The sequence below is a fragment of the Bacillus sp. G1(2015b) genome, assembly GCF_001482475.1.
GTDB lineage: Bacteria > Bacillota > Bacilli > Bacillales > Bacillaceae > Bacillus > Bacillus safensis.
Map to the genome: position 1 here is coordinate 207631 of NZ_LKIC01000012.1, position 22894 is coordinate 230524.

The window sequence follows — 22894 nt, forward strand, 5'->3', positions numbered from 1 at the left end:
TTTTTTATTGAATCAGCTTATGGCGGTGGGCATACACAGCCGCTTGCGTTCGATCTTCCACATCAAGTTTGGAAAGAATGTTGGTAATATGGGTCTTCACCGTTTTAATTGTAATAAATAATTCCTCGGCAATGACCTTATTCGATTTCCCATCCGCAATCAGCTTCAAGATCTCCATTTCTCTTGCTGTTAATGAATCGTGAAGGATAGACCCATTTGATGAATGACGGAGTTTATTCATGACCTTTCCTGCCACTTTCGATTCAAGTCTTGGTTCGCCGATGCTTGCAGATCTGATGGCATCCGCAATTTCTCCTGCCTTGGATGTTTTTAATAAATAGCTTAAAGCACCCGCCTCAATCACAGGATAGACTTTATCATCGTCAATAAAGCTCGTCAGAACAATGATCTTGGCATCTTCAATTTCCTGACAAATTCTTTTCGTTGCTTCTATGCCATCCATCCCTTCCATGACGAGATCCATTAAAATCACATCTGGCCTTAATTCAACGGCTAGCTCTACACCTTTTTGTCCATCTGACGCTTCACCAATGACTTCAATATCAGCCTGCGCCTCTAAAAAGGCCGCAAGCCCCATTCTCACCATTTCGTGATCGTCGATTAAAAGCACTCGAATCATCGAACGTTCTCTCCTTTTCCTTCATCAAAAATGGGAACCTTCACATCAATTTGTGTGCCTTTTCCCTCAAATGACATAATCTCTGCGACACCGCCTACCTCACTTGTTCTTTCTCGAATCGATTCCAGTCCGTAGGAGGCCGTCTTCACATGGTCTGTTTGAAAGCCAATACCATTATCAATAATCTTTAGCTGCACTTGACGGTTTCTTATGAGCAGACGCACTGTCACTTTTGTCGCCTTTGCATGCCTAAACACATTCGACAGTGCTTCTTGCACAATTCGGAAGAGGTGGTCCTCTACTCCTTTAGATAACGGAACATCATCTTCGATTTCCCAATCAATATCAATCGGCTGCTTTGCTTGAAATTCATTTAGCAGCTCAATTAAGCCTTTTTTCAGGTCTTTTCCTTCTAGAGTGATCGGTCTCAAATGAAGCAGAAGAGCACGCATCTCATTTTGTGCATCGCCAGACATTCGTTCGACAAGCTGCATTTGTTTTAAAATCTTTTCGTCCTTTTCCTTCATGCCTTCAAGAATAGCTGAGGTCATCATCGAAATCGCAAATAACTGCTGGCTGACCGCATCATGGAGCTCTCGTGCCAGCCGCTGACGCTCTTCTGAGACAACCGATTTCTTCATTTGAGCCTGCCATTCAGCCCGTTCATTCGAAAGCTTTTGCAAAGAGGCTACTTGCCCTTCCACCCGCTTCGCCATTTCGTTTAATTGATCGGCGGCTAAGCCAATTTCATCATCGCCAAGCGACGGCAGTCTGTATGCAAAGTTTCCATTTTCGAACTTCAAAATCGACTCTACAAGCTGGTCGAGCCTCTTCTTATGCTGATAGCCAAATACACTCGCGGCAGAAATCCCAATCGCAAGACTAACGATGAGTAAAATACAAAAAAACGGTATGCCAAACCAGCGGGTAGAAAGCAGGATCATTGGATCAAGCTGATAATAAAAAAACATCAGCAGTGTCGTCATCGTTACAACACCGAGCGAGACGCCGACTCCAAGACGAACAGATTGCCACTGGATACCTAAATGCAATTTCCTCATAAGTATCTCACATCCACATCTCCGATCAGTAGAGAGATGGAGATTTTCACTTTTCGTTTGCTCTCATCATAATCGTTGGTCATCACATACACTTTACTGCCGAAGCCGCTTCTTTTTTCATCTATGATTTTCATATCACCAATCGCGGCTGAAGCACTCACACATACTTCAATATCCTGCGGTACGTAAATATCCACATCGCCGATCAGTCCGCTAATCACGATTGTGCTCTCTTCTTCTGCAATGATCGCCTTTGATAAATCGATTTTAACATCGCCAATAAAACCTGAAATCGTCAAATCACTTAGTTGAAAAGGCTTTTTCATCAGCCTGACTTCACCGATAAAAAAGTCATGCTCTTTGCGCGGCTTTGTCTGGCTTTTTGTTTTCTTCTGATCGCCCTCTTTTTCAAGATTGACTTTCAGTGAAGGCTTCCCATCGTCTGATGTTTCCTTTTTATCGACATCAAAAACAGGTTTATTTTTCAATAAACGATAGCCCGCATAAATCAAAAAAGCCGCAAATAAGTACCCTGTTAAACTAAATGTAATATTGAGCAGAAATTTTAAGAAGAGAAAGCCGGCAAAAATATAGGAAACTGAACCGAGCCAACGTTTGGATCGTGAGTGCAGCCAATAACCCGCCAGCGCAAAAAACACAGGCCAAAACAGATCTGCTCCGATCCCAATAATTTTGAGAAATAAATTAATACCAAAAATCACCACAATGATGCCTAATATTTGATTCCTTGTAAAACGCAGTTGACTCGCCTCCTTCCTTTCTTTCATTCATTAACGCAGCTTGAGGTTACCACTTGTCATTTCAATATCGACTAAATGTGTCCCTTTTCCCCGCGTACCTTTAAAGCCTCGACCTTCATTCTCCACTTGATCAAAATCATACGAGTGATCGACGCTTCCACTTGTTTTTTTCACCTGAACGTTGAAATCTCCGTCGTCTGGCAAATTAAATTTCGCGCTCCCTGATGTCATCTGAAAGGAGACAGGTGACTCAATTGTATCAAAACTTGCCGTCATTCGGCCGCTTGTCATGCCCAATTGCAGTTTGCCTTTTACATCATTAATATCGGCACGCCCTGAAGTTGCCCCAATATCACTATCCTTCGCATCGATATGCGACACTGCCATCCTGCCAGAGGTTGCTTTGATTTCTACATTTTTTGCTGAAAAATTCTCGGCTGTGAGGTTTCCACTCGTTGATTTGAGTATCACATCTTGAAGGGACAGCTTTCCTCCTCCGTCAATCTCACTGACGCCACTTCCACCTGTAATCTTCACATTTTTATGATAATCTGTTGGAATTTTAACTAAAAGCTCTCCTTTTTCAAATTGAGTGAAAAACAAGAAGCTTTTATTTTCAGCACGAATTTTGAAGGTACCACCTGTTTGCTCCGCATACATTTTCCCTTTTCCATTGACAGCAGTCACGGAAATATCGGAACGATTTTCAGGTTTTACCTTCACGCGAAACCCAGAAAGAGAAATATCTAATTGATCAATCTCCTCTGTTTTTGCTGAAGCTGTTGTCACTGGTTTTTCACGGGAAAAACTTAAATGAAAGAGACCTTCATTTTTGAAAAGCATGCCAATCATTAAAAAGATACCTACAAGTATACAAATTAGACCGATTAATCGCTTCATTCATACCATCCCTTTATCTTCTGACCTTTTCATTATAAGGAAAAGCGAAACAGAAAGAAATCAAATATCGGAAGAAAAAGCCTGCTTTTCTTCCGATGTGATCTCTATACGTTTGCTTGCTGCTGTTCAGGCTTTTTCTCAAGCTTCAGTTTCTGCCATTCTTTTTCAACCTCATCGGCATAGTCTAAATGAGCATATGCCCCTTGATCCGCAAATTGTGCATAGCTGCCTGCTTTTGTTTCCATTTCTTCAATACGGTTCTCCATTCGAAGAAATTCTTTATATGCACTTTCACTGTCTACTTTATTGATGGAATCATTCATATGCTGCTTTGCCTGTGCGGCATTGGCTCTTGCAATCAGTGCCTGTTTCTTGTCTTTTATATCACGCAGCTTCGTTTCTAAGTGCTGTAATTGCTCTTTCAGCTCTTTCAATTGTTTCACAGACTGCTGGTACGCTTCCTGATATTCGTTGTGCTTTTCTTCAAAATACTTCATTTCTGTGAGCGCTTTTCGTGCAAGCTCCTCTTCTCCCGCATGATATGCCATCTCTGCCTGTTTCTTTCGCTTTTCAGCAAATGCTTCCGTCTCTTCTGCTTTTCGCAGGAAGCCTTGCTGAATCGTTTGCTGTTTGATGATGGCATGTTTCGCTTTCGCAACATCATCCTCCATATCACGAACGTATTGATTCAGCATGACACGCGGATTCTCCAATTTATCTAACCCTTCATTGACAGTTGCAACAAACATATCTCTTACTCTTCTTAATACCATTTGATGTTCCTCCTTTTATTTTTTCTTTAAAAAGTCTTCCCATTCTTGATCAAATGACGTGTGAATCGGTTCCTCCGTATTGGGTGCCGTGTTTGGCTCCATATAGGCTCTGCTTGATGATTTTTTGGTAGATTCACCACTAATCATCGACCAGCCAAAATAAAGAAGTACCCCTGCAAATGCGATGCCGAGTAAAAACGGCAGGAATTGCACGACGATCAGTACACCAATGACTGCTAGAATGATCCCTGAGGTTTTACTGCCTTTTTCATATTTTTTAACACCTACATAGATGAGCCATGCCCCAATCAAAACCGGAATCAGTCCACCTAATGAACCACCAAAGAAGATGGATAAACCGACAAACAATAAAATTGAACCGATAATGGTTTTACTTGTTATTTTCATCTTCATGCCTCCTTTCTTGCTCCTTGCTTTAACTATAGTCAAAAAAGAAAGCCGGCAAAACGTGTCACAGATTGATCTTTGATTGCGACTAGAGTCGTAACAATGCTCAGACTGAACGGTTGAATCAAACAAAAAACACTCTTCGAAAAGAAGAGTGTTGTTAAACGTATGGTAGAATCACAGAATAAGTTGTATCTAAATCAAGTCAGAGGCAGGTGTCATACATTGATAAATAGAGATCAACTAGCTGACCTATTTGCTAGTTATTCTTTTCACATACAAGAAATCTATCGTTTAGTCATCCAGCCCCATAGTACATTAAGGGAGTTTAAGACAGAAAGTGCTGGCTTTCTTTTCAGTATTCGCGGGGAAGCTAGACTGAATGTCAATGGAAAAAGCTACAATTTGCAGCCAGGGTCCGTCATCCATGTAACACCAGGATGCCAGCTTGCCCTGCAGGTGATCAGTCAATCAGAATACGAGTATCATTCGCTTTTCTATCATTTGGATTGTGATAAGAAATCTGACTGTGACACTGTTTTCAAGCTGGAAACGGGAGCAAATCCGAGAATCATTGAAATACTCACCATGCTCCATCAGAATGTCCATACACCTGGCGGAATGGGGAAACTTCGAGTCAAAGAATTATTTTTACGCATCCTATATCAAATACTAATGGGCTGTAAGCAGGAAGAGAGCTCTCCTCATGAAAGGGTCATTGAGGAAGCCATCGCTTATATTAGAGGACAATATATGATTCCATTAACACTTCAGGATCTCGCTGAACTGTTCGATATGAACCCTAAAAGCTTCTCATACTTTTTCCATAAATATACCGGACTTCACCCAATTGACTATGTCATCCAGTATCGTATGGAAAGAGCGCTTGAAATACTAAAGGCAGGCAATATTTCGATTCGTGACGTTGCTATGACTGTCGGCTATCCCAATCCGCTATATTTTAGCAGACTATTTAAAAAGAAATTCGGAGTGCCGCCTAGCGCATATATCGCTAAATAAATCTGTCGTATTTCTTCTCAAAACGATAGACGCCAGCCTCATTCCTTAAAGGAATTCCACAGCTCTCTATGAAATAACCAGCCTAACTGCCTCAGAAATTGAAGTCGATCAAGATCATCTCTCTTCTGTCAGTCCAGATTAGATAATAATGCATATGATATTCGCTATTTGTGTATTCGCATTTCACGAGGTCCTTGCTATACTATTCAATGATAATGATTATCAATATCGATTATTACTGACTAATAATCAGCAACGACTGGGAGGCAGATGATGTGAACAAAAAAAGGCAGCTTTGTATCGGATTGTCCTTGTCAGCGACCTGGTTGAAGGGAAAAGGCTGGCAGCATCCGAGCAGCATGGTAGAACACTTATTTTCAACCAACTTTTACGTTGAGCTTGCAAAGAGAGCAGAGATGGCCAAGCTTGACTTTCTTTTTAAGCCGGATGCACTGACACTCCACATAGAGTCATTGGATCACTCCCCTGGCTTTGGCGGTCTTGATCCAACGGTTTTGCTTGCTTCGATTGCTCATGAGACGGATCGAATCGGACTTGTTTCAACTGCCTCGACTACGTTCAATCCTCCCTATGTAGTGGCGAGACAGCTTCAGTCCTTGCACTCGATCAGCAATGGGCGTGCCGGCTGGAATATTGTCACTTCGATCGACGGAGCCGATAATTTTAGCCATTCACCCATGCCAACCTCAGAAGAACGATATAAGAAGGCGATGGAATTTACGGATGTTGTACGCAAGCTTTGGGAGAGCTACCCAAATGAGGCGCTGCTCATCAATCGAGCGACAGGACAGTTTGCTGACAAGGAGAGAATTTCTTCTATTCAACATGAGGGTCATTTCTTTCAAATTAAGGGGCCGCTTAATGTGCCAGCTCATCCGTCAGGAACCATTCCTTTGTTTCAGGCAGGTGCTTCGGAAACGGGGCGGGATTTTGCCGCTTCAACTGCAGATGCGATGTTTGCAGCAACCCCTGATATGGCCTCAGGCATTGAATTACGGAAAGACATGAGGAGAAGAGCATGCAAGCATGGCCGCCAGCCGGATGAGATCCGTGTGCTGCCTGGCTTGTACTTTTTTATAGGAAAAACACGTGATGAGGCGCATGAAATGTATCGAGAGGCTCATTCCCATTTAAGCACTGCACAAGGTTATGCAGCGATACAATCGATTCTAGGTCTCGATATTCGTCACCTTCCCTTAGATCAACCCGTTCCTGCCGATATGCTGCAAGGATTGGATGAGCAGGTACGCAGTCAGACTCATGCTGATTTGCTGCGCAGGTTGATTGTACAAACGCAGCCTACCGTAAGAGAACTACTCTCCAGACCAGAGGTCATTGGATCGGCACACTGGGTCATCGTGGGAACAGCTGAGGATGCACAGAGAGAAATAACCAGATGGTTTGAAGCAGGCGCTTTAGACGGTTTCATTGCTCTTCCGGGCTCAGTACAATCACTAGAATTATTTTTTGACGAATTGGTCCCCTTACTCGTCCAACATGGCTTATTTAGAAGTGAATATATAGGATCCACCTTACGTGAGCATCTGGGGATGAAATAAAGCACGACTACAATAGACAGTTTGAGAGGAGTTTTGAAAAGATGAATAAGAAATTAATGATCATCGGCTTCATTTCCTTATTGATGCTGATCATGGCGGCATGCGGCGGAGGAGACAAGCCTAAGCAATCAACTACTGCCTCCGGAAGCAAAAATGCCGGAATTGAAAATTCAGGTGATGCTGCTACGAAAACAATAGAGTATCTTGGGAAAAAGTATACCATCCCGAAAAAAGCCGAAAAAATCGTCATTACTGGGGCAATGGAAGCGATGGAAGATGCCGTTGTACTTGATGTTCATCCGGCAGGGGCAATATCAGTAGGAGGAAAGTTTCCGAAAATATTTGCTTCAATCACAAGCGATTCCGAATCAATCGGTGAAAAACAGCAGCCAAATTTTGAGAAAATATTAAGTTTGAAACCTGACGTTATTTTAGGCTCCTCTAAATTTCAACAAGTCGTACTTAACAAGTTAGAGAAAATTGCGCCGACCATTCCAATCTCCCATATCGCGACAAATTGGGAGGCTAATTTAGAGCTAATGGCCGAATTAACAGGAAAACAAACGAAAGCAGAGAAAATCCTCACTCAATACAAAACAGATGTCAAAGACGCAAAAGCTTCGTTAAAGGAAAAGCTCAAGGATAAAAAAGTAGCCATCATTCGCATTCGGGGAGCACAAGCCTTCGTATATCCAGAAGATGTGTATTTCAATCCTGTTTTGTATAACGAATTGGGTCTCGCCGTTCCTCAGCCGATTAGTTTGGCAAAGACACAAGAAGCAATCTCTGTTGAACAGCTAGGGGAAATGAATCCGGATTATCTATTTGTACAATTTTCTACGGATGAAAATCAAGAGGCAAGGCAGGCATTTGATGACATGAAAAAGAATCCTGTTATTCAAAACATGACGGCCTTTAAAAAGGATCAGGTTTATATCAATGTGGTACATCCACTCCTTGAAGGAGGACCTGCTTATAGCCGCATCCAGTTTTTAGACGCCTTGCAGCAGCAATTAGAAAATAAATGAGACTGCCTGAATCAGCTATGAAATCATGACTATGGTCATTTTTAAAAATATATGAAGCAAAAGAAGTGGGGCGAATTGTACGATGAAGGACATGGAAGTATATGATGTAACCATTATTGGCGGCGGACCTGCTGGATTGTTTTCCGCCTTTTATAGTGGATTGCGTGAAATGAAAACGAAACTGATTGAATTCCAGCCTTTCCTTGGAGGAAAGGTTCATGTTTATCCAGAAAAGATGATCTGGGATATAGGAGGATTAACGCCAGTTCCAGGCTCGCAGCTGATTGAACAAATTGTTACTCAAGGACTGACCTTTGATCCAAAGGTCGTACTTGGAGAAAAGGTGACCTCTATTTCTCAAGATGAAACAGGTCACTTTGTTCTCCACACCGCATCCAATCAAAAACATTACTCCAAAACCGTCATTTTAGCTGTTGGAGGAGGTATCCTCAAGCCGATTAAATTGGATATTGAGGGTGCAGAACGATTTGAGGTTCAAAATTTACATTATACGGTCAAATCCCTTGCACGTTTTAAAGATAAAACCGTGTTGATCTCAGGAGGTGGTAATTCAGCCATTGACTGGGCGAATGAGCTGGAGCCGATTGCCAAGCAAGTGTATTTAACCTACCGGAAAGATGCTTTAAAAGGCCATGAAGCCGAAATATCGCGCCTTAAAAATAGCTCTGTCCAATGTCTGCTTCATACCTCGATTGAAAAGCTCATCGCAGCAGACGATCATGAGCGGATTGAAACGGTTGTCCTCAAAAATAATCAGGACAATACTTTATTTAAGCTAGCCATAGATGAAGTCATTATCAATCATGGATACGAACGAGACAAAGAATTACTTGCGAATAGTACCATTAAACTAGAGCAGAAGGATTACTGGATTGCAGGAACTCCACTGAGTGAGACGTCAGTCCGGGGCATTTATGCAGCTGGCGATATTTTGCATCATGAAGGAAAATTACATTTGATTGCTGGGGCTTTCCAAGATGCTGCGAATGCAGTAAACCAAGCGAAGCAATACGTAATGCCTGACGCAAGCGCTCGTGGAATGGTTTCTTCGCACAATGACATATTTATTCAAAAAAACAAAGAGCTAATGAAGCATTTGTATACGAAATAAAGTGTTCATTGCACAAGCAAGACTTGGAATCCCTTCTGTGCTTACAGAACGAAGACGTTTAGCACTCTTCTCATTCGAAGAGTGCTTTCCTTATTTAGAACGAAACACGTCGGCACTTCGTTCATATTCAACATCAGCTTCACCAAGCCGATGATTCACGATTCGGGCAGCAGCAAATAAATAATCGGATAGACGGTTTACATATGTGAGCGCAACGGTTGGAATCTCCTCCTGTTTCGCAAGCGTCACAATATGCCGCTCTGCTCTTCTAACGACTGTCCGCGCCACATGTAAAAGAGCAGCACCTTCCTGACCGCCCGGTAAAATAAACTTGGTGAGCGGCGCAGCTTCTTCTACATAGACATCCATTCTTTCCTCAAGGACTGCCACAGAGGCTTCTGTTATTTTGCCCTCTTTAGGTGGTTTCACTGCTGCCAAATCACCGCCGCAGTCAAACAGCTCATGCTGTATAACGATCAGCTCTGACAAAAGGTCCTGAAACAATTCGCCATGCTGCCGTAAATTTGCATGCGCAAGTCCAATGAAGCTATTCGCCTCATCTAATGTGCCGTAAGCTTCAACTCTCACGTCATCTTTATCGGCTCTTCCTCCGATCAAGCCTGTTTGTCCCTGATCCCCGGTTTTCGTATAAAGTTTCAACGGTATTCCCCCTTTTCTACTGCTTTGTCCTTTTAGTATAACCCGAACTAAATAGGATGTAGTTGTTTTACTAAAACATGGTGAATGAATGTCATTAATGAAACAGAAAAGTGAACCATTTGTCCATTATGAAGGCCAACCACCCCTTTTATTTCCTTATAAAATAATGATTGAAGATATAGTTTATAGTGTCTAAAATGTGATTAAGACAAAATGAAGGAGGATGGTATGAGTAAATTTAGTTTATTTAACAAGTTTATGGTACAAGAAGGCGAAAAAGAAAAAATGGTTGATATTCTGTTAGAAGCAGCAGAATCAATGAAGAATTTGGATGAATGTGAAATATATCTTGTGAATATTTCCGAGAATGAACCAAATTCTGTTTATGTTTATGAAGTGTGGGCAAACGAAGATGCCCATCAAGCATCTCTAGGTCATGAAGCTACCCAAACATTAATAAGTCGTGCGAAACCAATTATTACTGGTATTGATAGAATCAATACTTTAATAACACAAGGCGGAAAGGGCATTTCATCTAATTAGAATTCAACCGTCTTAGATATAAAATTAGAACTGGTTGTCATTGTGGCAGCTTTTTTTCTTAAGAACAATTGTAATGACTACACATTTTAGATATGTGTAGTCATTACAATATCAACTGTTTTACTCAACTAACCTAAATATAACTGTACGTTCACTTTTGAATGACTTTCAACTTATGAAGAAGCCCATACACCTTTTGTCCTAATCTTTCGTGTAGAAGGTCAACATCTTCCGTTTCCTGCGTATTGGGTGCAGCAATACAAAGATGATGGATTGGAATGCTTGTTTCTTGCTTTATGATGTGCATAAGCTGACCTATGAGCTGAACAGCTGCGCCGTCTGATAAAGATCGTTTCAGGATAAGCCAAATGTTCAACTTTTCCTGCTGAAGCATGCTGTAAAGGATCATATCGTCTTCGGCGTCTTCTGCAGCGTATTTCGCTAATCCTTTAGCTTGCTCGAAAAACAGCATATCTTCAGTTGGCTCTAACTGATGATGAAGCGTCTTTGTTCCCGTTCCAATCGACCTTTTCCAAAAGAACCCGCCGTTTTCCTTATGTGAGGTAAGGATGCGAAGAGGCTGATTAATGGAAAATGTCATTCCTTCTGAGCCATATGTCCTCCAGCCATCCGCTATGTTTACAATTGATGTTTTAGAAGGGGCGGAAGGTTCAACCATCAGCTGAGGGTTTGCCCTAATTGGATGCTGGAGCGGTGTCACATTTGTTTCATACACACGGTTGATTCGTTCGGTGGTCAAAACGTGATGCGGCAGTCCTAACATGTCAGTCTTTCCTTCATGAAGCAGCAGCAGCCGATCACAATATAAACTAGCAATGTTCACATCATGGAATACGCCAATGACCGTTAACCTAGAGGAAGTCGTTTCTTCTTTAATTAAATCAAGCAAATCTTTTTGATAGGCTAAGTCAAGGAAGCTGGTTGGTTCATCCAGCAATAAATATTCAGGCTGCTGCGCCAATGCCTGTGCCAAATACACACGCTGCTGTTCACCGCCACTTAACTCATGGATGGGTTGATCCTTAAACTGTGCAACACCCGTTTGTTCCATTACTTTTCTGACTACCTGCACATCTTCTTGCGTGGCAGATTGCAGCCACCCTTTTTGATATGGATAACGGCCGAATTGGACGGTTTCTTCCACCGTAAATGAAAAAACTTGATCCGTTTTCTGCGGCAGAACTGCCATCTTTTGCGCAAGCGCCTTTGGCTGATAGGATTGAACAAGGTGACTGCCGAGGCGCACTTCACCGCTCTCAGGGGCTAAAATTCCTGCCATCATTTTAAGCAGGGTCGTCTTCCCGCTCCCGTTTGGGCCGAGTATACCGAGAAATTCTCCTTGCTTTACTTCAAGGCTAATGCCACGAATGATCTCTTTCTCTCCATAGCCACCTCTGATTTCCTTCACTTGAATCATACGTGCGTCCCCCCTCTATATTGACGAATGAGGATGATGCCAAATACAGGTGCACCAATTAACGCAGTAATGATGCCAATCGGTAATTCAGTCGGCTCAATGATGGTACGGGATAACACATCTGCTATTACGAGAAAGGAAGCACCGTTCAACATAGACAAAGGCAGCAGATGCCGATGATCCGTGATAGTTAAGAGGCGGATAAAATGCGGAATCACAAGTCCTACAAAACCGATCGTCCCTGATACCGCTACTGCACTTCCGGTCAGAATCGAGCCCGCCAGCAGCACAATATATTTGCTCCTTTTCACATGGACACCTAATAGCTTTGCCTTCTCCTCGCCATATGTCATGACATTCAAATCTCGCCCCATCAACATTAACGTAAAGGTCCCAATAAGAAAGAAAGGAAGAAAAAGCGCAATATAACGCCAGCCTCTCATGGACACACTGCCAAGCAGCCAATGAATGATCTCTTTTAGATCATCACCTGTTAAAGCAATCATCAATGAAATGAGCGCACCCAAAAAAGAGCTAAAAATCACTCCTGTTAAAATTAAAGAAGAAATGCTCATCCCCCGATGAACAAGACGCGCAAAAAAGAGAACGAGACACAGGGTCACAAGCGCCGTTGTCATACTGAATAATGGCAATGTGAAACTGCCAACAAGCGGGAGCTGCAAGCTAAAAAACAGAGTCGCTACGGCTCCAACTGATGCCCCTTGAGATACCCCCAGCGTATAAGGGTCAGCGAGAGGATTTTTTAATAAACCTTGAAAAGCTGCACCAGATAACGCCAGTGCTGCTCCGACTAATGCCGCTAATATGACTCTTGGCAGCCGAATGTTCATCATAATATTGCGATCGATGGAATCAATGGTTCCAAACTGTATTCCGAATAGTTCATGAACAAATATACGAAGAATAGAAGGAATGGGAATCCCTAAGCTTCCAAAGGAGATTCCCATTCCAATGCTCATCACAAGAAATAAAGCACTTAGTGTATAAGCGATGATCAATTTATTTGAACGTGTCAGGATAGACGCTTTTCGCAAGAGCCTCGACTCCTTCAACCAATCGCGGTCCCGGTCTTGATGCGAGATCCGTATTCAATTGAAAGACTTGTTTTTCTTTCACTGCTTTCATTGCATTCCATCCGTCTCTTTTTTTCAAATCAGCTAAGCTGGAACCATCAATTGTCACGATGACATCAGGATTTCGTTTGATGATCGATTCTTCTGTCATTTTCACCCAGCCAGTTTGATCGCCAGCAGCATTTTTGGCATGGATAACAGAAAGCATTTCATCCATAAATGTATTTTTACCAGTTGTATAGATTTCAGGCGCACCTGACACTTCGACAAAGACAGTTTTTTGTTTGTCTTTTGAAATCGCCCCTGCTTGTTTCTTGATGTCATTCAATTTTGTTTTCATCTCGTCTACAAGTTTTGTTGATGCTTCTTTCACGCCAGCTGCTTCACCGATCATATGGATTGATTTGTACACATCTTTAAAGGAGGTTGCATCATTTACAGTCAGAACTTTTATCCCTGCCTCTTCAAGCTGTTTAAATCCTTCTTTTGATCCCATTTGAGATGCATGTGCTAACACAAGATCTGGCTTTAAGGAAATGACCTTCTCAACATTAAATTCAAGTCCGCCAATCTTCTCTACCTTTTCGACTTCCTTTGGATAATTATCAAAGTCTGATCGCCCAACCATTTTATCTCCAAGACCGAGTGCATAAGCAACTTCCGTATTACTTGGAATTAACGAAACAATTCGTTTAGGCTGTTCTTTGATTTCAACCGTTTTTCCAGCTGCATCTTTAATCGATACTGGAAATGCCGCAGTGGCTGTTTCTTTATTTTGCGACCCTGTTGCTTTGTGATCTGTCTCAGCGCCTGCACATCCTGCTAAAACACCCATCACAAGCAATAACGATAGCCAAATAGCTGTTAACTTTTTCATGAGAGAACCCCCTGGTTTATGTACTGCTTAACGAAATCTCTTTCGTCAATTCTTTTCTAATTTCGGGAATATTATACTACAGTGCAGATAGGTTGTATATGTGATTTCTAAAAGCGTCTTTTCTGTTCATAAAACAAAAAAACAGCCTCTAAAAAGACTGTTTTTCACTCTTCTATTGATTGATTGGTTCTCCATTGATGACGACTTTCTGAAAAGCAGGAGAAACTGCATGCTCTAAAGATAAGGGGTACGCCACTTCATCTATGACACAATCTTTCATTTTAAAATGAGTAACAGGAGAGTGTGCGTATGCGGCTATTTTCACACCATATCGTCCGCCGCTGCTTTTGAGTCCTTCTACTTCAATATGACGTACAACAGGACGGTGCGGACCAGCATCTCCTTCCTCATACATCATGTCGATACAGATCACTTCATGCTTTAGACTTTTGACTGTATTATTTTTAAAATAAATATGTTCAATCGTACCGCCTCTGACAGAGTTGGTTTTAATACGCAGTGCCCGGTCAAGGTTCGGACTGTCCATTACGTTATCTTCTGCATAAACATACTTTACCCCGCCAGAAATCTCGCTCCCGATCGTCACACCGCCGTGTCCATCCCGCATCTCATTTCTACGAATGACGATGTTTTCAGATGGAACCCCTATTCTCCGTCCATCCTCGTTTCTGCCCGATTTGATGGCAATACAATCATCTCCGTTATCAAAATAACAATCTTCGATGAGCACATTCCGGCAAGACTCCGGATTGACACCATCTGTGTTTGGTCCATGCCCAATGATTTTAACGCCGCGGACGATGACGTGACTACTTAATACAGGATGAATTTGCCACATTGGTGAATCCTTCACTGTCACTCCTTCGATTAGAACTTGCTGACATTGGTATGGCTGAATAAAGCTCGATCTTAAATAATGGCCTTCTCCAAACACCCTTTCTTCTACCGGTATTCTCTTTTCCGCCATTTCAAACAAAAGCTGACGATCCCGATCCTGAGAGGGCTGGCCATTTGTCCCATACTTCCAAGGCCACCAATGATGCTCATCCCCTCTGCCATCAAGCGTTCCGGCTCCAGTAATGGCGATATTTTCTGCATGGTGTGCATAAATGAGAGGTGAATAATTATAAAGCTCAACCCCTTCATATCTTGTCAGTACGAGAGGCAGATAATCCTTTGGGTCTTGACTGAATGTCACATAGGCATTCTCATGCAGATGAAGTTCTACATTGCTTTTCAATTCTAAAGCACCTGTCACAAACGTCCCTCTTGGGATCAGCACCCTTCCTCCTTTCAACCGATGTGCATCATCGATGGCAGACTGAATGGCATTTGTAGATAACTCTTTCCCTTCCGCATCTGCTCCATAATGAACCACATTCAATTCACGATCAGGGAACTGCGGCGCTATTATCTGCTTTAACACTTGATCGATCCCGTTTGCTTTTTTATCTTTCTTCCCTTGCTTTGCTAAACGAGCAATTCCGATTCCAGTTAGTACCGTTCCTGCTGTGATATACATCAAATCCCGTTTTTTAGACACTTTCTCATCCCCCAGTCGCCTTAAAGTGTGACACCTGTTTTGAAAATAGCCAGCTCTCTAAAATTGTTTTTTTCATGATTTAACAGCTTCCCACTCGCCACATCAATAACCGTTGAAATGAATTTTTCTAACACGACATCTTCCGGTACATCTTCAAGCAGTTCTCCGGCATTAAAGTCAATCCAGTGCTTTTTTGTTTCATATAAAGCTGTGTTGGTCGATATCTTCATTGTTGGCACAAACGTACCAAATGGTGTCCCCCTGCCTGTTGTAAAAAGCACCATTTGACAACCGGAAGCAGCAAGAGCAGATGAAGCAACCAAATCATTACCAGGTGCACTTAATAAGTTCAATCCCTTTTGTTTTAGCAGCTCTCCATATTTCAATACATCTTTAATATCAGAAGTACCTGCTTTTTGTGTACAGCCAAGAGACTTATCCTCTAATGTCGAAATTCCACCAGCTTTATTTCCCGGGGAAGGATTTTCATATACCGGCTGTCGATGATCCAAGAAGTATTGTTTAAAGTCATTGATCATTTGCACAATATTGTCGAAAGTCGCTTCTGATGCCGCTCTCTCCATTAAAATCGTTTCAGCACCAAACATTTCGGGCACTTCTGTCAGCACCGTCGTTCCGCCTTGTGCGACAATAAAATCGGATAGTCTGCCTAAAAGCGGATTTGCAGTAATACCGGAAAATCCATCTGATCCTCCGCACTTCAAGCCAATTTTCAGCTCAGATAACGGAATGTCTTCACGATGATCTTCTTTCGCCGCATCATAAATTTCCTTGAGTAAAGCGACTCCCGTCTCAATCTCATCTCCTACTTCTTGACTTCTTAAAAATTTCACTCTCGTACGGTCATATTCACCTAATGTGGACTGAAAATCCTCAATGTCATTGTTTTCACACCCAAGTCCAAGAACAAGTACTCCTCCAGCGTTAGGATGCTTCACCGCATTTTGTAAAATGGTTTTGGTATTTTCATGATCGTCCCCAAGCTGTGAGCATCCATAATTGTGCTTTAATACGAGGGCTGTTTCAAAAGGATGGATATTTCCACCCATTTCAGTGGTGAATATTTGGATCATTTGATCGGCGATGCCATTCACGCATCCAACGGTAGGAACAATCCAAAGCTCATTGCGGATTCCGCTTTCGCCATTTTTTCGTTTATATCCTTTAAATGTAAGATTCGTTTTTTTATAGGGGTTTTCTGATAATGAAGGCTGGTATTCGTATTCTAGCTTGCCAGATAAATTGGTTTTAATATTATGCGTATGCACCCATTCTCCAGCAGAAATGGCAGTCACTGCATGACCAATGGGATAGCCATATTTGATAATATTCTCTCTTTGCTTGATATCAGCCAATGCAAACTTATGACCTTTGCCAACGGTCTCTTTTAAGATAATCGTATGTCCTCGATGCTGCAGCTCTTCCCCTTGTTCCAATCCTTTTAAAGCAATACCGACATTATCTGAAGGATGGATGACAATAAAGTCTTTCATGCCTTCTCCCCCTGATTTTCATATTGATGACGCATCATTTGGTGAACAGCCGCACTCATCCCGTGCTTCTGTATGAGGGTAAGCTGATCAGCTACAGCTTGACTCAATCCATTTACATCCGTTAAATCTCTGCCCCATAATGATTCGCATGAAAGGATCCTCGCTGCAACCGTTTCATTGGAACGGTTTTCCCATGCTTCCTTCATGAGCGTGAGCACAGTTTCATCATCCTTTACCCTTCCTGCATGTGCTCTGTAGAAATAAATGAGACTGCTAAGTGAAAACACAAGTTTCATTGGCAGCTGTTCCTTTTGCTTGACATAATCAAGCAATGACGGAAGATTACGGGCTCGGAATTTGGATACCCCATTCAGTGCAATATCCAGCAATTGATGCTTTACAAATGGATTGCAAAAACGATCCCAAACGGATTGTGTATAAAGAAGAAGCTCATCTTGAGGAAGTTCAAGTCCTGGCAGTACTTCCTCCTCCAGCATACGCCGGATGAACGGACCAACATGCTCATCATCCACAGCCTCTTTTACAGTTTCTATACCGCATGAGTAAGCAATCGGCACCATCGCTGTATGTGCACCATTTAAAATTCGTACCTTGCTCATACGATAAGGCGCAATATCCTCTACAAAAAGAACATTTAACCCTGCTTCTTGAAAGGGGAGCTCCTTTTGTACGAAGGCAGGTGCTTCAATGACAAAAAGATGATAATATTCTGCCGTGACAAGCAATTCGTCAATATACCCTTCTTCCTTTTCTACGATTTCAGCCGCTTCCTTAGAGAATCCAGGGACAATCCGGTCCACAAGCGTATTACAAAACGTGTTGGCCTCTTTTATCCATGTCATAAACGCAGGCGGCAATTCCCACTCAGCTGCCATACTGATCACATATTCCTTTAATCGATCACCATTTTGTTCAACCAATTCACAAGGTAGAATGATCAGACCTTTCCGCTCATCTCCAGCAAAAGCTTTAAACCGGTGATACAAGAACGCTGTCAGCTTTCCTGGAAAACTGGCTTGCGGCCGATCCTCCAAACGGTCCTCCTTTTTGAGCACAAGTCCTGCCTCCGTCGTGTTTGAGAAGACAAAGCGGAGATCCGGGTTTTCTGCTACGTGTAAAAACTCCTCGTAATCCGTATACGTACTAATTCCTCTGCTAATCGATTGGATGATCATACGTTCATTCATTTCTTGCCGGTCATGATATCCCTGAATACATAATGTGTACAAGCCATCTTGTTCATTTAAGGCTGCCACTGATCCTTTTCGAGGAGGGACAACAACAGCTCTTCCTTTAAAATCTGTGCAGTCGTTTAGCTTCTGGATGTGCCAATTGATAAATCCTCGCATAAAATTTCCTTCGCCAATCTGCAAAATCGTTTCCGGATACTCAGGTGCCGGGTATATGGCTTTTGATAATCGTTTCAAATGGATTCCCCTCTCCAAGTAATATGCACACGTGAACATTTTTCTAAAAAGGTGCTGATTACTGCACCTTTTTAACTGAATCTCTGATCATCAGCTCTGTGTGAACATACACTTTTTCCATATGATCTTCTTCTTGCTCTTCACCGTTTATTACTGAAAGGATGGCTTCTGCTCCAAGTGCACACATTTTTTCAATCGGCTTTTTCACCGTTGTCAATGCAGGTGTGGTATAGGATGAAAATGCAATATCATCAAAACCAATAATAGAAATATCATTTGGACACGTTTTGCCTTTTGCAAATAAAGCATTCATTGCACCGATCGCCATGTCATCATTTGAGCAAAAGAGCGCTGTTGGCGGTTCATCAAGGGCCAGCAGCGATTCCATTGATTCATAGCCGCTTTTCATGTGATAATCGCCTTTCATCATATATTCTTTCTTCATAGGTATTTGGTGATCAATTAACGCTTGCAGGAAACCAGCTTTTCTTTCTTGAGTTGATTTAAAGCCTTCTTTCCCTTCAATGATGGCGATTTGTTCATGACCTTGCTGAATGAAATGGTGTGCAGCCTGGTAAGCTCCTTGACTATCATCTGCTAATATATTCATGACTTCATGACTTTCTACACGGCGATTCAGCACAATGATGGGAATGCCCTGTTTCTTCACATGATGGATAAACGCCTCATCGTGCTCGCTTTGACTCATGAGCAAAATGCCATCATAGCGTTGTTTATGAATGGTTGTATAATCGTGAAAGTCATCAATTCCTCTTACAAAGAGATTATAATACTCTGTCATGACGCTATTGACACCTTTTAACGCATCCACAAAGAAGCTTGAAGATGTGCCCTCTGTTAAACTCGTAAAAAACAGACCGATTGTAAATGATTTTTGTGATACAAGGCCTCTCGCATGGACATTCGGTGAATAATTCAGCTGTTTTGCAATCAACAAAATCTTTTGTTTTGTCTTCTCTTTAATAAAAGGACTGTTATTCAAAGCCCTTGATACCGTGGTATGAGAGACGTTTGCCAATTTTGCTATGTCTTTAATTGTGACTGTCATGCTATTCCGCCTTTTATGATTTTTTACCATCTTATCATAAAATCGCTTTCATTTTCTTCATGTCATTTTGTTCGGATGCTGGAGCTGCTTCGTCCGGTCAAATTGGAAATACTGTCTGGCATTTTCATAGCTGATTCCTTTCACGATTCCCCCTAACAGATCAAGATCATATGGAACTTCCCCTTTTTCTACCCAATCTCCGATGATATCGCAAAGCAGTCTTCGAAAATATTCATGCCTTGTATACGACAAAAAGCTTCTTGAATCTGTCAGCATCCCGATGAAACGGCTGATCAGTCCAATACTGGATAGAGCCATCATCTGCTCTGTCATCCCTTGTTTCGTATCATTAAACCACCAAGCTGTGCCGTGCTGAATCTTCCCAGGTGCCGTTCCGTCTTGAAAGCTTCCAGCCAATGTGGAAATCACAACATTATCCCTTGGATTCAAGGAATATAAAATGGTTTTTGGCAGTGCCTGTTCTTGTTCTAAACGATCCAATATTCGGCAAAGCGGCTTGGCAATGTCTTCATCATTCATCGCATCATACCCTGTATCTGGCCCAAGCCGCTCAAACATTTTCGTATTGTTGTTCCTAAGCGCATTGATATGAAGCTGCATCACCCAGCCCCGCTCATAGTAAGCCTGACCAAGCTTAATGAATGTTTGTGTTTTAAATTTAATCTTCTCTTTTTCCGTCAATGCATGACCCGACATTTTTTTATGAAAGATGGCTTCCACTTCTTCTTCCGTCGTTTCTTCAAACGTCATTTCGTTAATGGCATGATCTGAGATCAGGCAGCCCTGTTCATGGAAAAAATCAATTCTTGCACGGAGTGCTGTTAAAAAGTCTTGATAGGATTGGATTGGAGTAGATGAAGCCTCTGCCAGTTCGTGAACATACGCTGTAAATAGGTGATTCGTTATATCAAGTGCCTTATCAGGCCGAAATCCGGGCAGCACTTGCACAGTGAATCCTTCTTCCCGCAGTTTTTGATGATGGCAAAGCGAATCGACTGGATCATCTGTCGTCACAACTGTTTCAACGTTCGATTTCACAATGAAGTCTCTTGCACCAAAACCCTCTCCTTGCAGCTTTTCATTTACTTTTTGCCAGATGATGTGTGCGGTTTTTTCGTTTAAAAGTTCCTCAACTCCAAAATATCGTCTCAGTTCTAAATGAGTCCAGTGATAGAGCGGGTTTCCAAGGGTCATGGGAACAGTCTTCGCCCACGCCAGAAATTTCTCATAGTCTGAGGCATCCCCTGTGACGTGTGATTCTGGTATGCCGTTTGCTCTCATGGCACGCCATTTGTAATGATCTCCGTAAAGCCATGCTTCGGTGATATTATGGAAGGTTTTATTTTCATAGATTTCTTTGGGGCTTAAATGACAATGGTAATCTATAATTGGAAGGTCCTTAGCAAACTCATGGTATAGCTTTTCCGCCGTTTGACTGTTGAGTAAAAACTGATCATCTAAAAAGGCTTTCATCAAACTCCCCCATCTCTCTTATAAATAAAAATGATTTGTTCACGTTAACAATTTCATTGTAATCGTTTACAAAATTGATTTCAATCCTAAAACAGGAAAAAACGATCTCCTTTAGAAAAGAAAATCGTTTTTTGGCTATTTTACAGGTGATGATTTTTTTAGGATAATCGCAATAGTTGTTCCAGAGCCTAGTTCACTTTCAACTTGAATATCACCGTCATGCAGCAAGACGAGCTCTTTTGCTATCGCAAGCCCGAGACCAGTTCCGTTCGTTGGATCATTTGTATTTGTCCCTCTGTAGTAGCGGTTAAATAGGTGATCCACCGTTTCCTGTGCCATTCCGCGGCCATTGTCTTTCATTTCGATCCGAACTTCTTCATCTGTTTCAGATAAAACAGCTGTAATATGAGTGCCTTTTTCGTTATGCTTCACTGCATTCGCCAGCAGGTTCTCAATCACTCGTCTGAACCAGGCTTTATCGATCTCAAATATGACACCATCTGTTTGATCTTCAAAGGAGCATGGATAATCCTCAGATGAGGAGCTTCTTGAGAACTCATCCATAATGGAAGCTAAAAATTCACTGAGTTCAACCGGTTTCCGATTAATAGGCAGGGCACCATTCTTCAATCGGTACGTGAGGTTTAAATCCTCAATCAGTGTCGACATGTATTCTGATTTCTCACGAATCACCTGTCCCATTTCCATGACTTCTTCTTTGGACCATTGATATTGATCGGATTCAAGCATGAGTCCATAGCCGTAAATCGTACTTAGAGGCGTTTTCAAATCATGAGACAATCCTGCAATCCATTCTTCCCTTGTGGTTTGAATTTTTCTTCGGTTTGCTTCATTCTCTTTTAATGTAAGCGTGAGCTGATCCATTGTTTTTAGGATATCCTCAAATAATCGGTATTCCCGCTTAATACGGCCTTTTTTATTTTTACTGAATGGAATTCCCTTTCTATTTGTTGGTTCCTGCAATTTATTTTTTGATAAGAAAATCAGCCAGCGAATAATGTGATAAATTGGCAGCCCATAGCGGTACGAATACCATAATGTCATGATAATAATAATGGTGAGTGCAAGACCTGCATTTAAGATAGTTGTATATTGATTTAAAGCGTCTGTCTCTTTATCGTAAAGTTCGTCTGGGCTGTATACTTTATTTGGTACAGAAACAATAATATACAGGTTTTTATTCACTTTCATATAAGACAGATCACTTCTAAACTCCCAAGGTTTCGATTGATACTTGAGCAGTTCAACATCTGTTACGTTATGTTTCAAATCGGTGTTGGCTCGAATGCCTTTTAAATATTTTCCTTCGTCATTGAACAAATGCACCGATCCATTCATTCTCTTCAAGAATTCTTTTGTTTCAACCGAATATTGAGATAGTGCAGCCAAATTCTTCTCGTGCTGCTTCAGATAATTGGCTACTTTTGTGCTGTTCGTTTTGAACCCATATAACACGATAAAGCTTTTTTGATCAATCTCAATTGGCCAGAAGTACATCTTATAATCTTTAAATTGTCTCTTTTCAAAAATCTTGATCATTTCATCCTTTTGATAGGTTGTTGGAATGGTTTTAGGGCGATGATAACTATAAACGTTTTTCTTTTTCGAATCGATTACTTGTAGCCAGCCGTCTCGTTTTTTCACTGCTTGCTTGAGCTGATCGTCGGCTTCCATTTTTCCATCCTCGTTAAAATAAAGCCAGCTCATGAGTGTATCTCCATCAGCTTTTGTTAAACCGGTTTCAGCCATGTTCTCATAGTATTTTTTATAATATAAGTTATCAGAGAACGTATTCCCAATCATCAAAATGGCAATGACAATAAACATTTGTCCGACAAAGTGAAAGAAAAGTTTTGCTCGTAAATTCAT

At 41.7% G+C, this 22894-nt stretch carries 21 protein-coding genes; 5 read left to right on the forward strand and 16 right to left on the reverse strand.

Annotated features, from left to right (window positions below):
* Positions 1–4: 4 nt before the first annotated feature.
* From AMR95_RS09060 to AMR95_RS09085, 6 genes are all read right to left on the reverse strand, one after another.
* Entirely contained in the window at positions 5–640 is a 636-nt protein-coding gene (locus tag AMR95_RS09060) for a response regulator (protein WP_024426015.1), read from the reverse strand.
* Entirely contained in the window at positions 637–1701 is a 1065-nt protein-coding gene (gene liaS, locus AMR95_RS09065) for a two-component system sensor histidine kinase LiaS (RefSeq protein WP_039181324.1), read from the reverse strand. The genes AMR95_RS09060 and liaS overlap by 4 nt, the downstream gene beginning before the upstream one ends.
* Positions 1698–2489 carry a cell wall-active antibiotics response protein LiaF gene (gene liaF, locus AMR95_RS09070; protein ID WP_185847158.1) on the reverse strand — a complete coding sequence of 264 codons (792 nt, stop codon included), beginning with the start codon at positions 2487–2489 and terminating at the stop codon, positions 1698–1700. Before liaF ends, liaS begins: the two co-directional genes overlap by 4 nt.
* Before the next feature lie 3 nt (positions 2490–2492).
* Positions 2493–3362 carry a LiaG family protein gene (gene liaG / locus AMR95_RS09075; protein ID WP_039181325.1) on the reverse strand — a complete coding sequence of 290 codons (870 nt, stop codon included), beginning with the start codon at positions 3360–3362 and terminating at the stop codon, positions 2493–2495.
* Positions 3363–3466: 104 nt separating this feature from the next.
* Positions 3467–4135, reverse strand: a complete 669-nt coding sequence (liaH, locus tag AMR95_RS09080; protein ID WP_058838141.1) for a stress responsive protein LiaH — start codon at positions 4133–4135, stop codon at positions 3467–3469.
* 15 nt (positions 4136–4150) lie between these two features.
* Positions 4151–4543, reverse strand: coding sequence for a hypothetical protein (locus AMR95_RS09085; RefSeq protein WP_047202415.1), 393 nt, complete (start codon positions 4541–4543; stop codon positions 4151–4153).
* A gap of 225 nt (positions 4544–4768) precedes the next feature.
* Between AMR95_RS09085 and AMR95_RS09090 the strand changes: the two genes are divergently transcribed.
* The 4 genes from AMR95_RS09090 (at position 4769) to AMR95_RS09105 (ending at position 9303) form a co-directional block, all read left to right on the forward strand.
* Entirely contained in the window at positions 4769–5563 is a 795-nt protein-coding gene (locus AMR95_RS09090) for an AraC family transcriptional regulator (protein ID WP_047202494.1), read from the forward strand.
* Between the two features lie 275 nt (positions 5564–5838).
* Positions 5839–7143 (forward strand): NtaA/DmoA family FMN-dependent monooxygenase, encoded by a 1305-nt coding sequence (locus AMR95_RS09095; RefSeq protein WP_058838142.1) that lies wholly within the window; start codon positions 5839–5841, stop codon positions 7141–7143.
* A gap of 41 nt (positions 7144–7184) precedes the next feature.
* On the forward strand, positions 7185–8171 hold the full coding sequence (locus AMR95_RS09100) for an ABC transporter substrate-binding protein (protein WP_058838143.1): 987 nt from the start codon (positions 7185–7187) through the stop codon (positions 8169–8171).
* A gap of 82 nt (positions 8172–8253) precedes the next feature.
* Entirely contained in the window at positions 8254–9303 is a 1050-nt protein-coding gene (locus AMR95_RS09105; RefSeq protein ID WP_058838144.1) for an NAD(P)/FAD-dependent oxidoreductase, read from the forward strand.
* A gap of 90 nt (positions 9304–9393) precedes the next feature.
* Here the strand turns inward: AMR95_RS09105 and AMR95_RS09110 are convergent, their stop codons facing one another.
* Positions 9394–9963: a cob(I)yrinic acid a,c-diamide adenosyltransferase gene (locus AMR95_RS09110; protein ID WP_058838145.1), complete on the reverse strand. Its 570-nt coding sequence runs from the start codon at positions 9961–9963 to the stop codon at positions 9394–9396.
* A gap of 228 nt (positions 9964–10191) precedes the next feature.
* On the opposite strand from AMR95_RS09110, the gene AMR95_RS09115 reads away from it, so the two are divergent.
* Positions 10192–10506: a putative quinol monooxygenase gene (locus AMR95_RS09115; protein ID WP_039181343.1), complete on the forward strand. Its 315-nt coding sequence runs from the start codon at positions 10192–10194 to the stop codon at positions 10504–10506.
* 151 nt (positions 10507–10657) lie between these two features.
* Here the strand turns inward: AMR95_RS09115 and AMR95_RS09120 are convergent, their stop codons facing one another.
* From AMR95_RS09120 to AMR95_RS09160, 9 genes are all read right to left on the reverse strand, one after another.
* Positions 10658–11944 carry a heme ABC transporter ATP-binding protein gene (locus AMR95_RS09120; RefSeq protein ID WP_058838146.1) on the reverse strand — a complete coding sequence of 429 codons (1287 nt, stop codon included), beginning with the start codon at positions 11942–11944 and terminating at the stop codon, positions 10658–10660.
* Positions 11941–12999, reverse strand: a complete 1059-nt coding sequence (locus AMR95_RS09125) for a FecCD family ABC transporter permease (RefSeq protein WP_058838147.1) — start codon at positions 12997–12999, stop codon at positions 11941–11943. Before AMR95_RS09125 ends, AMR95_RS09120 begins: the two co-directional genes overlap by 4 nt.
* Positions 12965–13915 (reverse strand): ABC transporter substrate-binding protein, encoded by a 951-nt coding sequence (locus tag AMR95_RS09130; RefSeq protein ID WP_058838148.1) that lies wholly within the window; start codon positions 13913–13915, stop codon positions 12965–12967. The genes AMR95_RS09125 and AMR95_RS09130 overlap by 35 nt, the downstream gene beginning before the upstream one ends.
* A 172-nt stretch (positions 13916–14087) precedes the next feature.
* Positions 14088–15479, reverse strand: coding sequence for a glycoside hydrolase family 28 protein (locus AMR95_RS09135; RefSeq protein ID WP_058838149.1), 1392 nt, complete (start codon positions 15477–15479; stop codon positions 14088–14090).
* Positions 15480–15499: 20 nt separating this feature from the next.
* On the reverse strand, positions 15500–16993 hold the full coding sequence (locus tag AMR95_RS09140) for a UxaA family hydrolase (protein WP_058838150.1): 1494 nt from the start codon (positions 16991–16993) through the stop codon (positions 15500–15502).
* Positions 16990–18441: a tagaturonate reductase gene (locus AMR95_RS09145; protein WP_058838151.1), complete on the reverse strand. Its 1452-nt coding sequence runs from the start codon at positions 18439–18441 to the stop codon at positions 16990–16992. Before AMR95_RS09145 ends, AMR95_RS09140 begins: the two co-directional genes overlap by 4 nt.
* 58 nt (positions 18442–18499) lie before the next feature.
* Positions 18500–19510 carry a LacI family DNA-binding transcriptional regulator gene (locus tag AMR95_RS09150; protein WP_058838152.1) on the reverse strand — a complete coding sequence of 337 codons (1011 nt, stop codon included), beginning with the start codon at positions 19508–19510 and terminating at the stop codon, positions 18500–18502.
* 57 nt (positions 19511–19567) lie between these two features.
* Positions 19568–21004 (reverse strand): glucuronate isomerase, encoded by a 1437-nt coding sequence (gene uxaC / locus AMR95_RS09155; protein ID WP_058838153.1) that lies wholly within the window; start codon positions 21002–21004, stop codon positions 19568–19570.
* Positions 21005–21139: 135 nt separating this feature from the next.
* On the reverse strand, positions 21140–22894 hold the full coding sequence (locus tag AMR95_RS09160; protein ID WP_058838154.1) for a HAMP domain-containing sensor histidine kinase: 1755 nt from the start codon (positions 22892–22894) through the stop codon (positions 21140–21142).

What these genes read in the sequence shown, in the direction of transcription:
- AMR95_RS09105 (WP_058838144.1), top strand. Translation starts at nt 8,254, where the DNA reads ATGAAGGACATGGAAGTATATGATGTAACCATTATTGGCGGCGGACCT.
- uxaC (WP_058838153.1), bottom strand. Translation starts at nt 21,004, where the DNA reads ATGAAAGCCTTTTTAGATGATCAGTTTTTACTCAACAGTCAAACGGCG.
- liaF (WP_185847158.1), bottom strand. Translation starts at nt 2,489, where the DNA reads ATGAAAGAAAGGAAGGAGGCGAGTCAACTGCGTTTTACAAGGAATCAA.
- AMR95_RS09100 (WP_058838143.1), top strand. Translation starts at nt 7,185, where the DNA reads ATGAATAAGAAATTAATGATCATCGGCTTCATTTCCTTATTGATGCTG.
- AMR95_RS09140 (WP_058838150.1), bottom strand. Translation starts at nt 16,993, where the DNA reads ATGAAAGACTTTATTGTCATCCATCCTTCAGATAATGTCGGTATTGCT.
- AMR95_RS09085 (WP_047202415.1), bottom strand. Translation starts at nt 4,543, where the DNA reads ATGAAAATAACAAGTAAAACCATTATCGGTTCAATTTTATTGTTTGTC.
- liaG (WP_039181325.1), bottom strand. Translation starts at nt 3,362, where the DNA reads ATGAAGCGATTAATCGGTCTAATTTGTATACTTGTAGGTATCTTTTTA.
- AMR95_RS09115 (WP_039181343.1), top strand. Translation starts at nt 10,192, where the DNA reads ATGAGTAAATTTAGTTTATTTAACAAGTTTATGGTACAAGAAGGCGAA.
- AMR95_RS09160 (WP_058838154.1), bottom strand. Translation starts at nt 22,894, where the DNA reads ATGAATTTACGAGCAAAACTTTTCTTTCACTTTGTCGGACAAATGTTT.
- AMR95_RS09130 (WP_058838148.1), bottom strand. Translation starts at nt 13,915, where the DNA reads ATGAAAAAGTTAACAGCTATTTGGCTATCGTTATTGCTTGTGATGGGT.
- AMR95_RS09120 (WP_058838146.1), bottom strand. Translation starts at nt 11,944, where the DNA reads ATGATTCAAGTGAAGGAAATCAGAGGTGGCTATGGAGAGAAAGAGATC.
- liaS (WP_039181324.1), bottom strand. Translation starts at nt 1,701, where the DNA reads ATGAGGAAATTGCATTTAGGTATCCAGTGGCAATCTGTTCGTCTTGGA.
- AMR95_RS09060 (WP_024426015.1), bottom strand. Translation starts at nt 640, where the DNA reads ATGATTCGAGTGCTTTTAATCGACGATCACGAAATGGTGAGAATGGGG.
- AMR95_RS09150 (WP_058838152.1), bottom strand. Translation starts at nt 19,510, where the DNA reads ATGACAGTCACAATTAAAGACATAGCAAAATTGGCAAACGTCTCTCAT.
- liaH (WP_058838141.1), bottom strand. Translation starts at nt 4,135, where the DNA reads ATGGTATTAAGAAGAGTAAGAGATATGTTTGTTGCAACTGTCAATGAA.